At 69.8% G+C, this 15,614-nt stretch carries 10 protein-coding genes; 5 read left to right on the top strand and 5 right to left on the bottom strand.

Going from position 1 to position 15,614, the window contains the following annotated elements:
- Window positions 1–40: 40 nt before the first annotated feature.
- Window positions 41–622, top strand: a complete 582-nt coding sequence (locus AUL34_RS09885) for a DUF2585 family protein (RefSeq protein ID WP_061933549.1) — start codon at window positions 41–43, stop codon at window positions 620–622.
- Window positions 623–625: 3 nt separating this feature from the next.
- Here the strand turns inward: AUL34_RS09885 and AUL34_RS09880 are convergent, their stop codons facing one another.
- The 5 genes from AUL34_RS09880 to AUL34_RS09860 form a co-directional block, all read right to left on the bottom strand.
- Window positions 626–1,150, bottom strand: coding sequence for a GNAT family N-acetyltransferase (locus AUL34_RS09880; RefSeq protein WP_061933548.1), 525 nt, complete (start codon window positions 1,148–1,150; stop codon window positions 626–628).
- A 49-nt stretch (window positions 1,151–1,199) separates the two neighbouring features.
- Window positions 1,200–2,720 (bottom strand): ATP-binding protein, encoded by a 1,521-nt coding sequence (locus tag AUL34_RS09875; RefSeq protein ID WP_082653280.1) that lies wholly within the window; start codon window positions 2,718–2,720, stop codon window positions 1,200–1,202.
- A 134-nt stretch (window positions 2,721–2,854) separates the two neighbouring features.
- On the bottom strand, window positions 2,855–3,553 hold the full coding sequence (locus tag AUL34_RS09870; RefSeq protein WP_061933592.1) for a D-lyxose/D-mannose family sugar isomerase: 699 nt from the start codon (window positions 3,551–3,553) through the stop codon (window positions 2,855–2,857).
- A gap of 273 nt (window positions 3,554–3,826) precedes the next feature.
- Window positions 3,827–5,305 (bottom strand): UdgX family uracil-DNA binding protein, encoded by a 1,479-nt coding sequence (locus AUL34_RS09865; protein WP_061933547.1) that lies wholly within the window; start codon window positions 5,303–5,305, stop codon window positions 3,827–3,829.
- Complete coding sequence (locus tag AUL34_RS09860) at window positions 5,305–6,540, bottom strand: putative DNA modification/repair radical SAM protein (RefSeq protein ID WP_061933591.1); 1,236 nt, start codon at window positions 6,538–6,540, stop codon at window positions 5,305–5,307. Before AUL34_RS09860 ends, AUL34_RS09865 begins: the two co-directional genes overlap by 1 nt.
- 229 nt (window positions 6,541–6,769) lie before the next feature.
- Between AUL34_RS09860 and AUL34_RS09855 the strand changes: the two genes are divergently transcribed.
- The 4 genes from AUL34_RS09855 to AUL34_RS09840 all read left to right on the top strand — a co-directional run bounded on the left by AUL34_RS09855 (window position 6,770) and on the right by AUL34_RS09840 (window position 15,590).
- Window positions 6,770–7,210 (top strand): BA14K family protein, encoded by a 441-nt coding sequence (locus AUL34_RS09855; protein ID WP_192845727.1) that lies wholly within the window; start codon window positions 6,770–6,772, stop codon window positions 7,208–7,210.
- 186 nt (window positions 7,211–7,396) lie between these two features.
- Window positions 7,397–7,843, top strand: coding sequence for a BA14K family protein (locus AUL34_RS09850; RefSeq protein ID WP_061933545.1), 447 nt, complete (start codon window positions 7,397–7,399; stop codon window positions 7,841–7,843).
- Window positions 7,844–8,237: 394 nt separating this feature from the next.
- Window positions 8,238–10,211 carry an autotransporter assembly complex family protein gene (locus AUL34_RS09845; protein ID WP_244492507.1) on the top strand — a complete coding sequence of 658 codons (1,974 nt, stop codon included), beginning with the start codon at window positions 8,238–8,240 and terminating at the stop codon, window positions 10,209–10,211.
- Entirely contained in the window at window positions 10,212–15,590 is a 5,379-nt protein-coding gene (locus AUL34_RS09840; RefSeq protein WP_061933543.1) for a translocation/assembly module TamB domain-containing protein, read from the top strand.
- Window positions 15,591–15,614: the final 24 nt, after the last annotated feature.

The following is a 15,614-nucleotide window of genomic DNA, read 5'->3' as shown; positions in this document are numbered from 1 at the left end:
ACCGTGATCGGGAGGTGCGCGTTCTCCCGCCATGACAGATATGGCCCCCCGCCCCGGAACGAACGCGCCACACGCTATTTTCGGCAGTTCGGGGGGGCAGATCCTCGTCGGCGCCGCGATCGTGCTCGCGATGGCGGCCATTCTCGACCTCTTGGGGCGCCCGATCGCCTGCGATTGCGGCACGATCCGTCTCTGGGACGGCGACCCGCATTCGCCGGGTTCCTCTCAGCAATTCGCGGACTGGTATTCGGCGCTTCACGTCGTCTACGGCATCGGCCTGTTCCTGGCGCTCGACCGGGCTCGTCCGCACTGGCCGACGAGCTGGCTTTTCCTCACGGCGCTGGCCTCCAGCGCCGCATGGGAGATAATGGAGAACACGCCGTGGATCATCGCCTTGTTCGGCGGGGCGGTCGGCGCGCCGGACTACCATGGCGACAGCGTTCTCAACGCCGTCGGCGACACGGTGTTCGTGGCGCTGGGATTCTTCGCCGCGCGCAGGCTGCCCCTCAAGGGCACGATCGCGCTCGTCGTGCTCCTGGAACTCGCCATCGCCCTCGCCATCCGCGATGGCTTCATCCTCGGCACGCTGCGACTTCTCGGCGTCTCCGTGCCGCCGGTATGACGGTCAGCGCGTCCGGGCGAAGATCCAGCAATCGCGCGGCGCGTCCTCGACGTTCGGATGCACCATCCAGCGCTTGAGAAGCCCCTCGCGCAGAAGGCCGGCCTTCTCCATCACGCGTGCTGCCGCGACGTTGTCGACGTCGCAGGTCGCGCCGACGCGCCAGACGTCGCGCTGCTTCATGGCCCAGCCGACGACCTCGGTCAGAGCCTCGGTCATCAGGCCCTGGTTCCAGGAGCGGCGCGACAGGACGTAGCCGAAGCCGATTCGGCCCGGCACATCGCGGCGGATCGTCAGCGCGCCGCGCAGCTGGCGGTCGCGCCGACCGAGAAGGGTGAAGGTGCGCGAGGTCTCGCTCGCGATGCAGCCGGAGATATAGTCCTCGGTCTCGCGCACGGACGCGTGCGGCGACCATGTGAGGTAGCGCGTGACCTCGGGGTCCTGTGCATACTCGTCGAAGATCGCGCCCGTATCGCCGAGGGCGATGGGTCTGAGGATCAGGTCTTCGGTCCAGAGCGTGTCGGGAAACATGGGGCCCTTCTGGCACGGATCTGCGGCGGGGACGAGCCCTGACCGTTCCTCACTTCACGCGGCGCAGGCGCGGCGCGGCTTGACCGCCGCGCGGCTTGGCGCTTCCCGCGCCCGTGCGCCAGTTGTTGCCGGCGATGGTGACGACGCGGTTGCCCCGGAAGTCGGTCTCGGCGGCGATGTAGCCGCGCTCGGCCATCCAGGTCAGGAGGAAGCGACCGCGCGAGGGCGAATGGCTGCCGTAGGCGCGCGCCAGAACCTCGTCGCCGGGACAGGGTTCGGCGTCGCGCGCGGCCTTGGCGAGCATGAGGTAGACGCCCTGCATGTCGTCGGGGAGTTCCTCCGAGCGCGCGACGACCTCGGCCCAGGCATCGTCCTCGCCGTCCGACCCGACGCCGGCACGCGCCAGCGCCAGCTTGCGGCGGAAGCCGGCAAGGTCCAGCGCGCCGGGCGACAGGCGCTTCAACCGGCAATGGGTGAGGAAGTCCTGGTAGAGCGTCTGGACGGGGCGGAAGGCGGCTTCGGGATCCGCCATCAGTTCGGCGAAGATCGCATCGATGCCGGCCTGACGCTCGGCGACCGTCTCCTCGTCCTCTTCGGGGTCTTCCTCGACGGGGGCAAAGCCCGCGACCCGGGGCGCGGAGACGCGCTCCAGAAGCTCACGCGTCGCCACCGCCGGCTCGCGCCGGACGGGCGCCGGCAGCGCGACGGGCTCGTCGGCGCCGGCCGTGAAGATGAGATCGGCCATCTCGGCGGCGCTCGCCTCCGGCAGCGCCATCAGAACGGGGCGCCCCGAGCGCCCGGCCGTTTCCACCGGACCTATGCGAAGCGGGATCGGCTTGCGCGAGAGCGCCGGCCCGAGCGCCACGAAATGGCCGGGCTCGAGATCGCGGAAGCGCTCGGCCTGCCGCCGGTCCATGCCAAGGAGATCGGCCGCGCGTGCCATGTCGATGTCGAGGAAGGTGCGGCCCATCAGGAAGTTCGACGCCTCGGCCGCGACGTTCTTGGCAAGCTTTGCGAGGCGCTGCGTCGCGATCATGCCGGCCAGCCCGCGCTTGCGGCCGCGGCACATAAGGTTCGTCATCGCGCCGAGCGAAATGCGCCGCGCCTCGTCGCCGACGTCCCCGGCGATGGCGGGCGCGAAGATCTGCGCCTCGTCGACGGCAATCAGCATCGGGAACCAGTGGTGCCGGTCGGCGTCGAAGAGCCCGTTCAGGAAGGCGGCGGCGCAGTTCATCTGCACCTCGGCGTCCAGCCCCTCGAGGTTGAGAACGACGGAGGCGCGATGCTGGCGGATGCGCGTCGCGATCCGCGCGAGCTCCGCGGGCGTCCGGTCGGCGTCGACCACCACATGCCCGAACCGGTCGGAGAAGGAGACGAAGTCGCCTTCCGGGTCGATGATCGCCTGCTGCACCCAGCCGGCGCTCTGCTCGAGGATGCGGCGGAAGAGATGCGACTTGCCCGAACCGGAATTGCCCTGCACGAGAAGGCGCGTGGACAGGAGTTCCTCCAGGTCCATCTCCGCCGGCTCGCCCGTGGCGGTCGTTCCGAGATCGACGGCGACCTTGGTCAAACGGCTCTTCTCCGCAATGCGAACGGTCCCGCGCGCGAGGGATGGCGCGGGCCCGGATTGTTCATGGTCGAGGACGACTTAACCTAGCGGAGGGCACGCCATTTCTGGAGTCCCGCAGCCTGCGGCGTCCACAGTTATCGGTTACCGCCAAGCCAGGTGTCGTAGTCGGAAACCAGAAGGTGCAGCGGCTCCTCGTCCTCCTCGATCTCGGAGAACCGGCCGATCGGCTCCGCGAAGACGTTGTCGGTCATGTCGTCGTTGACGGTGGAGACCTCGCCGATCAGCACGTCCCCGCCTTCGCCCCAAAAGGCGTGCCAGTCGGTGCGCGGCATCAGGGTCACGCTCTCGCCCGGCGACAGACGCAGGATATCGCCGCCCTTCATCTGCCGCCGCATGCCGTCGGTGACGACGTTCACGGGCAGCGATTTGTCGATCTCACCGTCCGGCCCCGCCGTGTAGAGCTTCAGCGCCAGCGTCGCACCGCCCCGGTTGATGATGTCCTCGGCCTTCAGGTCGTGCCGGTGCATCGGCGACAGCTGATCTTTCCGCGAGATCATGATCTTCTCGGCATAGAGCATGCCGCGCCCCGCCTTCAGATCGGCATTGTCGCCGTTGCGCGTCGTGAACAGGAAGAGGCCGAGCCCGTCGAAGTCGCCGCGCCCGTAGTCGGTGATGTCCCAGCCGAGCCGCCGATCCACCACCGCCTGGAGATCGCCCCGCCGCGCCCGCATCTCGGCCGGCGACAGATAGGCGAAGGGCGGCATGACGTAGCCGAACGAGCGGATGAACTCGTCGCTCTGCCGGATGATCTCGTTGACCCGCGATCTCTTCATGATGCCCTCCTCCGGCATGCCTCATCGCCGATGCCCTAGCACGAGATGGCGCCGGGGCGAGAGGGCGAACGTCGATGGCAGGGGCGCGGCCCCTGCACCCCGCCAGGGGAAATGATTTCCCCTGGACCCCTCATGTGTTGAGAGATGTCCGAGATTGGGGAGGGCCGACGGCCCTCCCCAATCTCGGAAAAGTCCCAAGGCAAAAGAAGGGTTCGGGAATTCTTTCCCGAGCGGGGCTCGGGGCGGCAGCCCCGCCAACCCACGTCCGCGCCCTCACCCCAGCGCAATCGCGGGCACGTAGGCCTTGGCGCGGTCCATGTCGGCGTGGAAGGCGGCGCGTTCGCGGGCCTGGGCGTCCGGGTCGGGCAGGCGCAGGATGTAGGCAGGGTGGACGGTGACGAGGAGCTTGGTGTCGACGCCGGGCAGGTCGATGAGCTTGGAGCGCGTGTCGCGGATCGTGACGGTCTTGCCCAGCACCGAGGCGGCGGCGGTGGCGCCCAACGCCACGATGAGCTTCGGCTTGATGAGCTCGCGCTCCTGTTCGAGCCACCAGCGACAGACCTTCACCTCGCCCATGTTGGGCTTGGCGTGGATGCGGCGCTTGCCGCGCGGCTCGAACTTGAAGTGCTTGACGGCATTGGTGACGTAGGCTTGCGAACGGTCGATGCCGGCGGCGGCCAGCGCCTCGTCGAAGACCTTGCCGGCGGGGCCGATGAAGGGCTCGCCGGCCAAATCCTCCTGGTCGCCCGGCTGCTCGCCGACGAAGATCACGGGTGCGTCCGCCGGGCCCTTGCCGAAGACGGTCTGGGTGGCGGGCTCCCAGAGCGGGCAGGCCTTGCAGTGCCTGGCCTGTTCACGGGCCTCCTCAATATCTTCCGGCGGCTTGTTGAAGCCGTTGAAGGCCGGGACCGTCGATGCCGCACGTGCCATGTCGTTGCGCTCCGCCTGTTTCTCGTGGCGGAAACTCGGCAGGGTCGGCTGGGTTTCGATCATGCGGCGCTGCGCCGCCTCGGCACCCCGGATCAGGGGTTCGATGAGCGTGGCTTCCGGCAGGTTGTGCCAGTATTTCTTCGGCATTTCCGCCTGCATCGCCTTCACCTTCAGCCGCGCCGGGTTGAAGATCGAGGCGTAGTAGGTGAGCCAGAGCGCTTCCATGTCGTCGTCGGCGGGCTTCTGGCTCACGTCCGCGCCGGGGGCGAAGACGAGATCGACGCCGTCCCAATGGACGGAGCGCTTCGGCGTCAGGATGCTCCAGATCATGCCGGGGAAGCGGCGCATGAAGAAGGGAGCGGTGAACTCGACGACGTGGTGGAAGGGCTCGAACCAGGCGATGTACTGGCGCTCGCCCTTCTCGTCCTCGATCTCGCGAAAGCGCACGAAGGCCTTCATCTTGTGGCTGTCGCGATAGACCGCCTTCTGCATCTCGACGGCGCGGCGGGTGTCGGGGTCGGACACGATCTCGAGGAGCTTCTTCTCCTCCTGCAGGCGCCAGAGGAGGCGATAGGCGAAGAGGAAGCGTTCGGGGTCGGCGTGGCAGATCAGCTTGCGCGCCACATCCGGAAAGGCCTTCGGCACGTTGAAGGGCGGCGCGTCGGCCGGGCGTTCGGGCAAGGGTTCGGCAAAGAGCGGCACGGGCTCCTCGCCCACCGCGAAGGCCATCTCCTCCGGCGGCACGTGGAGGGCCAGCGCCGTGCGGGCCGCCTCGCGCCAGCCGTCGAAATCGGCGGGGTGGTCGAGGCGCGCCAGATACATCAGAACAGGCTCAGCTGCTGCGCCTTCGGCGCCACCAGCCCGCGCAGGTTGTCGCGGTCGGTGAGCCCGCCCGGCGTCCAGTCCAGAGCCTGCACGAAGGGGCGGACCTTCTCGACGGAATGGCAGAGGCGGGCGACGTCGTCGAGCCGCAGCGTCCGGTGGCGGCGGGTGGAGAGGATGCGGTCGACGGCCTTGGTGCCGAAGCCCGGCACGCGCAGGAGCATCTCGCGGTCGGCCCTGTTGACGTCGACGGGGAAGCGGCCGCGGTTCTTCAGGGCCCAGGCGAGCTTCGGGTCGATGGCGAGGTCGAGCATGCCATCCGTTCCACCGGACACGATCTCGTCCTTGCCGAAACCATAGAAGCGCATCAGCCAGTCGGCCTGGTAGAGCCGGTGCTCGCGCATCAGCGGCGGCCGGGACAAGGGCAGGCGGGAGGACGAGTCCGGGATGGGGGAGAAGGCCGAGTAGTACACGCGCCGCAGACGGTAGTTGCCGTAGAGGTTCTCCGAACGGCCCAGGATATCCTCGTCGTTGGCGGCGTCGGCGCCGATGATCATCTGCGTCGACTGGCCGCCGGGCGCGAACTTCGCAGGTCTGGCGCGGTCCTTCGCCTCGCCCTTGTGCTCGTCGATCTTGAGCCGCAGGTGGCCCATCGAGCGCTTGATGTCGCGCGGCTTCTTCTCGGGCGCCAGCGCCTCCAGCGCGATGTCGGTCGGCAGTTCGATGTTGATCGACAGGCGGTCGGCGAAGAGGCCGGCCTCTTCGATCAGCTTCGGCGAGGCGTCGGGAATGGTCTTGAGGTGGATATAGCCGGCGAAGTTCTCCTCCATCCGCAGCTTCCTCGCGATGCGCACCATCTCCTCCATCGTGTAGTCGGAGTTGCGGATGATGCCGGACGAGAGGAACAGGCCCTCGATGTAGTTCCGCTTGTAGAACTCCATCGTCAGCTTCACGACCTCCTCCACCGAGAAGCGCGCCCGCGCGACGTTGGAGGAGGAGCGGTTCACGCAGTAGACGCAGTCGTAGATGCAGAAGTTGGTCATCAAGATCTTGAGCAGCGAGATGCACCGCCCGTCCGGCGCATAGGCGTGGCAGATGCCCGACCCTTCCGTCGAGCCGATGCCCTTGGTCTTGACGGAATCGCGTTTCGACGTGCCGCTGGACGCGCAGGAGGCGTCGTACTTGGCGGCGTCCGAGAGGATCGCGAGCTTCTGCATCAGGGTCGGCTTGCTCATCGCGACGATATAATGTTCCCGCTTCGTTCGGACCATGGCGGTATCCGACTTATCCACCGGCCCTTGATCGGAGCGCCAAAGCGCCGCACCCGTTCACGCCCGGTTCAGGTTGCAAAGCCCACCTTACGACCCATCGATGGAACCGGACGCGACCTTGCCGGTTCCTGCGGTCCGCCGCGCCGGCCGAACAGCCGCCGCGGCCTTCCGCTTCCTTGGGAGAAAGTCCTTCATGCGTAAGCTGTTCCAGTCCTTCATGGCGGCCGCGGTCCTGGCCACCGGTGTCGTCACGTTCTCCGCGCCGCAGGCCGAAGCCCAGAGCTTCCGCGAGCGCCAGCGCTTCGTGGAGCGCTTCTGCGCCCGCAACCCCGGAGCACGCGACTGCCGCGACTTCCGCCGTGACGCCCGCCGTTGGGACGACCGCCGCTACAACCGCTGGTACCGCGAGAACTACCGCGACCGGAACCGCGGCGACGCGGCCGCCGCCGCGATCTTCGGCTTCGCCGCGGGTGCCGCCGTCGGGGCTGCCGCCAACAGCAACCGCGCCCCGGCCTATCGCGGCAACAGCCGCGACCATGTCGCCCGCTGCGCCGCGCGCTATCGCACCTATGATCCGCGCACCAACACCTACGTGGCCAACAGCGCGGGCGAGCGTCGCATCTGCAACCTCTGATCCGGCTAGCCGGAGAGACGCGCGAGGCGCCGGGCACCCGCCCGGCGCCTTTCGCCGTTTTAATGGTCGGCGCGGGAAACCTCGGCGTTCAGTTCTCGTTCATGTGAACTCGTGCTTCATCACCGTCGACAAGCGGGCCGGTGCCCGCTTCCGAACGAACCGGCGGTGCCGGATGGGAGTGTTTCCATGCGCAAGACGCTTCTTGCTCTCGTAACGTCGGCCGTGGCCTTCACCGCTGCCGTTCCCGCGGCGCAGGCCGATCCCTGGCGCCATCGCGACCGGTCGAACACCGGCGACGTGCTGCTCGGCGGCGCGGTCGGGCTCGCGGCGGGCGCCCTTCTCGGCTCGGCGCTGTCGCAGCCCCGTCAGCCGGAATACTACGCGCCTGCGCCGGGCTACTACGAGCCGCCGCCGCGCCCGGTCTATGTCGCGCCGCCGTCCTACGAGGACACGATCCCCGCGCCGCCGCGCTACTACCAGCCGCGCCAGGCGCGCTACTACGACGACTACGGCACCTACACGCGGGGCGGCGGCAGCCACGTGGAGCGCTGCCTCGCCCGTTATCGCTCCTACGACCCGCGCAGCGACACCTATGTCGGCTACGACGGCTATGAGCGCCGCTGCAATCTCTGACGGGTGCACCCGTCAGGCATGAGGAGGGCGGGCCCGACGGGCTCGCCCTTTTTTCGTCGATCGACCGGTATCGCCCGGCTCCCGTCACTCGCCCCACGGCGTCACGACCCCGTCGACGCCTTGCGCGACGCAAGGTCGCGGTGGGTCCGGCGCAAGCCCGGTGGGCGGGAACGCGAGTGTGGCGCAACTCCCACAAAACCTCCCGCGAATCTTGCGCCAGGCTCACCAAGCGGTTGTTATTTCGGCCCGGTCCGGCATTTTGAAGCCTTGTCGCTCGGGGAGGGCGACGGGCGTTTCGCCGCCTTCGGACGGGGAGCGCACCGCCAGAAACCGGTCGCGAAACCGGCCTCCGCCCCGAAACCGCAAGGCCGACCAGGCGAAGAGAGAATCCGCGTTGATTTCTGGATTGAAGCGCCTCGCCCGCCGACCGGCGGTCTCCGTCCCGCTGACCCTCGCCTTCGCGTTGCTGCTGGGTGCGCCGTCCGCCCGGGCGCTCGACCTCGGCTTCCTCGATCCGTTCAACCTCTTCGGCCCCTCGAAGGAGGAGCAGGCCGCCGCCGAACTGCCCGATCCCGTCCGCTACGAGGTGACGGTGAACGTGTCGCCGGACGAGGACGACCTGCAGGACAAGATGGAGGCGGCTTCCTCGCTGAAGGCCGACGAGGACGAGCCGGTGTCGGGCTCCCTCGGCCTTCTCGCCAAGGCGAAGGGCGACCGCCGCCGCCTCGTCGGCACGCTCTACGAGAACGCGCGCTACGACGGACTGGTGACGATCCGCATCGAGGGGCAGGACATCGCGGATCTCGCGCCCGACGCGACCTTCGACACCTCGCGGCCCGTGCCGGTGACGATCGACGTGACGCCGGGCCCGCTGTTCCAGGTCGGCACCGTGCGGCTCGACGCCAACGGCGTGCCGCTCGATCCGGCGACCTACGAGCTGACGCCGGGCTCCGCGGCCGATTCGGTGCGCATCCTGCAGATCGAGAACCGCATCGTGCAGGACCTGCGCAACGAGGGCCGGCCCTTCGTCGCCGTGACGAAGCGCGACGTCGTGGCCGACTCGGCGACGCAGCGCCTCGACATCGCCATCACCCTGTCGCCCGGCGAGACGATTCCCTTCGGCCAGACCTTCGTGACCGGAACCGAGCGGATGAATCCGGGCTTCGTCGCCTACATGACCGGCATCCGGCCGGGCGACACCTATTCGCCCGCCGCGCTCGAAAAGGCGCGCGAGCGGCTTCGCAAGCTCAACGTCTTCTCCACCGCCACGATCCGCGAGGCCGACGCGCAGGCCGCCGATGGTACGCTGCCGATCCAGGTGACGGTGGCCGAGCGACCCCGCCGCGTCTTCGGCGCCGGCGCCACCTTCTCCAACACCGAAGGGGCGGGCGCCAACGCCTACTGGGAGCACCGCAACCTCTTCGGCCGCGCCGAATCCCTGCGCATCGAGGGCGCCGTCTCGCGCATCGGCGCCAATACATTGTCCGATACGGGACGCGAGACGGACGGCTTCGACTACCGGGCCTCGGCCGTCTTCCGCAAGCCGGGCGTGCTCGGTCCCGATTCGGTCTATATCGGCTCGATCACCGGGATCTCCGAACAGCCGCTCGCCTACGACCGCCAGTCCATCGCGGTGAGCAACGGCGTCGAGTACATGATCGACGACCAACAGAAGCTCGTCGTCAGCGTGGTGGCCGAATACGAGAAGGTCGGCACCTATCTCGGCGAGGACGAGTTCCTGCTGGCCTCCGTGCCCGTCACCTACACCTACGACGGGCGCGACAACGAGCTGAACCCGACGACCGGCTTCCTCGCCAAGCTCTATGCCGAACCGACCTACGAGATCGAGGACGGCACGCCCTTCATCAAGGCGCGCGGCGACGTCTCGGCCTACCTGTCGCTCGACGAGCGCGACCGTTTCGTCGTCGCGGGGCGCGTCGGCTACGGGATCATCGCGGGAGCGGACCTTCAGGACGTGCCGGCCGACCGGCGCTTCTTCGCCGGCGGCGGCGGTTCGGTGCGGGGCTACGTCTTCCAGTCGATCGGCCCCTACTATCCGCCCATTCCCTTCCCCGGCACCGACCCCGACTTCGTCAACACGCCGATCGGCGGCCTGTCCGTGTTCGAGGCCTCGGCCGAATTGCGCTTCAACGTCACCGACAAGATCCAGATCGTGCCCTTCGTGGACGCCGGAACGGTGGGCGACGACTTCGCGCCCGACTTCGGCGCGCTGAAGATCGGCGCGGGCGTCGGCGCGCGCTACCTCACCGGCTTCGGCCCGATCCGCGTCGATGTCGGCATTCCCCTCGACCCCGGCCCGCGCGACGGGTCGTTCCAGATCTACGCCGGCATCGGACAGGCCTTCTGAATGATCGCGATGCGCCTCCTTCCCGCCGTTCTCCTGAAGCTCCGGCTCGCGGCCCTCGTCGTGGCCACGCTCCTGTGCGCCCAGCCGGCCCATGCGCAGTTCCTGGCCGGGCAGCTGGAAAACCTCCTGTCCACCGAGGACCGGCAGGTGAAGATCCAGGGCCTTTCCGGCGCGTTCAGCGGCGAGGTGCGGATCGACGAGGTGACGGTGGCCGACCGCGACGGCGTCTGGCTGACCTTGCGCAACCTCGCGCTCGACTGGTCGCCGCTGGCGCTGGTGCGCAAGACGGTGGATGTCGAGACCCTGACCGCCGGGCAGATCGTGATGGACCGCCTGCCGCGCGCGGCGCCCCCGACCACAACGGAGGAAAGCAGCGAGCCCTTCTCGCTGCCCTCGATCACCGCCCGCATCAACCGCATCGCGATCGACGAATTCGTGCTGGGCGAGGCGGTCGCCGGGATTCCGGCGCGCCTCTCCGCGGAAGCTTCGCTCAATCTCGCCCCCGATCCGGCCCAGCTCGACGCCGCAGCGACGATCCGGCGTCTCGACCAGGGCGGCGACATCGCCCTGAAGCTCGGCTTCCAGCCGGATGCCAACCGCCTTGAGATCGCGATCAACGCCAGCGAGCCGGCGGGCGGCATCGTCGCCGGGCTCCTGAAGCTGCCGGGCGCGCCGCCCGTGCGCCTTGCGGTCAACGGCACGGGTCCCTTCGACAACTTCGCCGCCGACGGCACGCTGGACCTCGGCTCCGAACGGGCCGCCACCTTGCGCGCCACCGTGCAGAACGGTGCCGAGGGCCGGCGCATCGGCGTCGATCTCACCGCCCTGTCCGCCCCCTTCGTGCCCTTGGCGTACCAAGGCGTCGTCGGCGAGAACCTGACGCTTGCCGCCAACGTCCTTCTGCGGCCCGACGGCGTAATCGGCATCGATGCCGGCCGCCTCCAGTCCGGCCCGCTCGACCTTGTCGCGTCGGGCACGTTCGATCAGGCGGGCGCCGGCAACGATCTCTCCGTCCAGCTGCGAACCGACGCCGCCAATCCCGTGCCACTGGCGTTCGGCTCCGACGGGGCGCGCACCGCGCTCGAAATCTCGTCGGTCGACGCGTCCTTGCGAGGCAGCCTGTCCTCCGCCGCGCTCCAGGTCGCGGCCGCGGCTCGCACCGCCGGCTTCGAGGACTACGTCGCCAACGCGCTCACGCTGAACGCGACCAGCCCCGGCTTCGACCTCAACAATCTCGTCGGCGCCGTGGTGGTGGACCTCGATGCGCAGTCCGCCTCCGTGCCGGACGGCATCGCGACGCGCGTCCTCGAGGGGCCGATCGCGCTCGACGCCGACGGCGCCCTGACGGCCGACGGGCTCACCTTCAACGCAGCCAAGCTGACCACGGGCGCGGCGAACCTTGCCCTGTCGGGCAGCGCCGCCCTGAACTTCTCGACCTTCCAGCTTCGGATCGACAGCGACTTCGAGACCGCCGCACTGTCCGCCGATGCCGTTCCCTATGTCGGCCCGCGCGTGGCGATCGCCGGCGACGCACGACGCGCCGCGGACGGCTCATTCGGCGTCGATGCCTTACGCGTCGACGGCGACGCGCTCGACCTGTCCGGCTCGGCCAGCCTCACGGGCGAGGAGATCGCGGCCGCGATCACCGGCCAGCTCAACCAGGCCGCCATCGCCGACTCGGCCCTCGACGGCCAGGCGCAGTTCGACCTCAAGGCGTCCGGCACGACGAGCGCCCCCGTGGTCGATCTGACGGCCACCGCGTCCAACCTCGACGTCGTCGGCCGCCGGCTCACCGATCTCCAGGCGCGGGTGCAGGGCACCTTCGCCCCCGAGGCGCCGAGCGGCACGGTAGCGCTCGACGGCACGTTCGACGGAGCGCCGCTCGCGCTTTCCGCCGACCTCGCGACGGAGGGCGACGTGCGTCGCCTCACCAACCTTCTCCTTCGCCAGGGCGAGAACCGGGTCGAGGGCGAGGTGGCGCTGGACGGCGAGAACCGCCCGACCGGCGCGATCCGCCTCGCCATCCCCGATGCCACGACCCTGCTCTCGCTCGCCGGCCAGGACGGCTCGGGCGACCTCAACGGCACGATCGGGCTGGCGGTCGGCACCGGCGGCACCCCGGTCGTCGATCTCGATCTCACCAGCAACGCGCTGACGCTGACGCGCAACGATGCCGAGACCGCCCTTCGCGGCGCCCGCATCCAGCTTCGCGCCACGGATTACCTGACCGCTCCGCGCGCCGCGGGCACAGTGGCGGCCGCTTCGCTCTCCAGCGGCGGCCTGACGGTGGAGCGCCTCGACGCCACGCTGGAGGAGATCAACAACGCCACGGCGCTGAACGCTTCGGCTCGGCTGAACGACGTTCCCACCGAGCTCGCGGGCGACCTCGCCTTCACCGACGCCGGCACGGTGATCGAGCTGCGCCGACTGAACGCCGCGATCCCGGACGCCGCCCTGTCGCTGGCAGCGCCCGCCGCCGTGACGCTCGGCTCGTTGCGCACCACCTTGAGCGAAGTCCGCCTCAACGCCGGACCGGGCTCCCTGACGTTGTCGGGCTCGGCCGGCGACCAGCTCGACCTCGACCTCGCGCTCGACCGGTTCCCGCTCGCCATCGCCAACCCCTTCGTCGCCGGGCTCGATGCGGCCGGCAGCGCCAGCGGCACCGTCGCCGTCGGCGGCCTGTCCGCCGCGCCGGACCTCGACTTCGACCTGCGCGCCAATGGCGTCGCGACCTCGCAGACCCGAGCCGCGAACCTCGATGCGATCGACGCCGCCTTCGCCGGCCAGTATCGCGACGGCACGGCGACGCTCTCGGCCGCGCGCGTCGACCTCGGCACCGGCTCGGTGGAGGCGACCGGCACGGTCGGCAAAGCGCTCGATCTCGACCTCAACATCACCGATCTGCCCGTCGCGCTCGCCAACGGCTTTGTGGACGGGCTCGGCGCCGAGGGAACGATCAACGGCACGGCCTCGGCCACCGGCTCCCTGGAGAACCCCGCCGTCACCTTCGATCTCGCCGGGCGCGGCATCACCGCGACCGAGGTGCGCCGCGCGGGCGTCGAGCCACTGTCGCTGGACCTTGCGGGCCTTTATCGCGGCGGCACGGCACGGCTCGACCGGGCGCTGCTCACGGCCGGAACGGGACGCATCGAGGCGACGGGCACGGTGGGGCGTGCGCTCGACCTCCGGCTCGGGATCAACGAGCTTCCGCTGGCGCTCGCCAACGGCCTGCGCCCCGGGCTCGACGCGCGCGGCACGCTGAACGGCGAAGCGACGGCGACCGGCTCCATCGCCGATCCCAGCGCCACGTTCCGGCTCGCGGGCAGCGGCCTGTCGGCCGCGCCGCTGCGGCAGGGCGGCATTGAGGCCGTGACGCTCGATGTCGCCGGCACGTTCGCACAAGGGACGGCGCGCTTCGAGCGTGCCCGGATCGATACGGGTGCCGGCTCGCTCGAGGCGTCCGGCAGCGTCGGACGCGCGCTCGACCTCCGGCTCGTCCTCGACCAGCTTCCGGTCGCGCTCGCCAACGCGGTGCAGCCGAGCCTCGACGCGCGCGGCACCCTGTCGGGCAACCTCGCTGCGACCGGTACGTTGGCGGCGCCCTCCGCCACCTTCGACCTTCGTGCCGCCGATGTTTCAGTGGCGCAGACGCGTGCCGCCGGCGCGCCGGCGATCGACGCCACGGCGGCCGGCTCATATGCCGACGGCTCCGTCCAGCTTCAGACCGCCCGCATCGATCTCGGTACCGGCTCGGTGACGGCCACGGGCACGGCGGGCCAGCGGCTCGACCTCAACGTCGCCTTCGACAACGTGCCGGCCTCGCTTGCGGCGGCCGCCGCGAGCGGCATCGACCCGCAGGGCACGCTGAACGGCACGGCGCGCGCCACCGGCACGCTGTCGGCGCCGCGCGCCGAGTACGACCTGCGCCTCACCGGCTTCTCCGTCACGCAGACCCGCGAGGCCGGCGTCGGCGCGCTCGACATCGCCGCGCGCGGCGCCTTCGCCGACAACCGCGTGAGCGTGGACGGCTCGCTCTCGGGGAGCGGCCTGGCCTTCACCGCGGTCGGATCGGTCGGCATCGCGGGCACACCCTCCTTCGACCTCGCCCTCAACGGCACGGCGCCTCTCTCGCTCGCCAACCGGATCCTCGCCGAAGGCGGTCGCTCGGTGCAGGGCACGGTCCGGGTGGACGCGCGCGTGCAGGGCACGGCGGCAGCGCCCGACGTCACCGGCACGATCTCGACGGCCGGCGCGTCCTTCGTCGACACCGGCCTCAATCTTGCTGTTAACAACATCAACGCGCAGGTCTCGCTGAACGGCCGCACCGCGACGCTGACCAGCGTCACCGCCCAGCTCGGCGCCGGCGGCACGGTCAGCGTGGTTGGTACGATCGGCCTCGACCCCGGCTTCCCCGCCGACCTCCGCATCCAGGTCGCGGACGGGCGCTATGCCGACGGCGAGCTCGTCACCGTGCGCCTCGACGCAGGATTGACCCTCACCGGGCCGCTGACCGGCGACGCGCTTCTGGCCGGCACGATCGACGCCCGCGAGATCGGGATTCTTGTGCCGGACAACCTGCCGAGCTCGGTGGCTGAGATCGACCTCAAGCGGCGCAACACCCCGCCGGCCGTGGTCCAGCAGATCCGCGAGATCGAGCCGAAGGGCTCGAGCGGCGAAGGCGGGGCGAGCGGGGGCATCCGGCTCGACGTGACGCTGAATGCGCCCAACCGCGTCTTCGTGCGCGGTCGCGGTCTCGATCTCGAGCTCGGCGGCACGATCCGCATCACCGGGCCGGTGTCGAACCTCGGCATATCCGGCGCCTTCGAGCTGCAGCGCGGCCGCTTCCAGCTCCTGTCGCGCCGGCTCGACTTCCAGCGCGCCACGCTCACCTTCGACGGCAACCTCGTGCCGACGCTGGACCTTCTGGCCGCGTCCGACACGGGCGAGGTCACGGTCTACATCGCCATCACAGGCCCGGCCAACAATCCGAGCTTCAACTTCACCTCCTCCCCTGCCCTGCCGCAGGACGAGGTGCTGGCGCGGCTGATCTTCGGCCAGGGAACGGCCGACCTGTCACCGCTCCAGATCGCTCAGCTCGCCTCGGCGGCGGCGCAGCTGTCCGGCGTCGGGGGCTCGACCGGGCTTCTCGACAACCTGCGCTCGCAACTCGGTGTCGACGACATCGACATCCGGACCACTGCCGACGGCCAGGCGGCTGTCGGCGTCGGGCGCTATCTCAACGAGAACACCTATGTCGGCGTCGATTCGACCGGTCGCGTCTCGATCGACCTCGAGCTCGGCGCCGACATCAAGGCGCGCGCGGCGGTCACCGCCAACGGCGGCGGCGAGGTCGGCGTCTTCTACGAAAAGGAATATTGAGCGGCGTTTTCGGACGGTTCCGGC

Source organism: Aureimonas sp. AU22 (genome assembly GCF_001463745.1).
Classification (GTDB): Bacteria; Pseudomonadota; Alphaproteobacteria; order Rhizobiales; family Rhizobiaceae; genus Aureimonas.
The sequence above is the reverse complement of the archived record's forward strand: the minus strand, read 5'-3'. Positions and strand labels throughout refer to the sequence as shown.

Excerpts from the sequence above, each read along its gene's own strand:
- AUL34_RS09885 (WP_061933549.1), top strand. The coding sequence starts at position 41 with ATGGCCCCCCGCCCCGGAACGAACGCGCCACACGCTATTTTCGGCAGT.
- AUL34_RS09880 (WP_061933548.1), bottom strand. The coding sequence starts at position 1,150 with ATGTTTCCCGACACGCTCTGGACCGAAGACCTGATCCTCAGACCCATC.
- AUL34_RS09870 (WP_061933592.1), bottom strand. The coding sequence starts at position 3,553 with ATGAAGAGATCGCGGGTCAACGAGATCATCCGGCAGAGCGACGAGTTC.
- AUL34_RS09865 (WP_061933547.1), bottom strand. The coding sequence starts at position 5,305 with ATGTATCTGGCGCGCCTCGACCACCCCGCCGATTTCGACGGCTGGCGC.
- AUL34_RS09860 (WP_061933591.1), bottom strand. The coding sequence starts at position 6,540 with ATGAGCAAGCCGACCCTGATGCAGAAGCTCGCGATCCTCTCGGACGCC.
- AUL34_RS09855 (WP_192845727.1), top strand. The coding sequence starts at position 6,770 with ATGCGTAAGCTGTTCCAGTCCTTCATGGCGGCCGCGGTCCTGGCCACC.
- AUL34_RS09850 (WP_061933545.1), top strand. The coding sequence starts at position 7,397 with ATGCGCAAGACGCTTCTTGCTCTCGTAACGTCGGCCGTGGCCTTCACC.
- AUL34_RS09840 (WP_061933543.1), top strand. The coding sequence starts at position 10,212 with ATGATCGCGATGCGCCTCCTTCCCGCCGTTCTCCTGAAGCTCCGGCTC.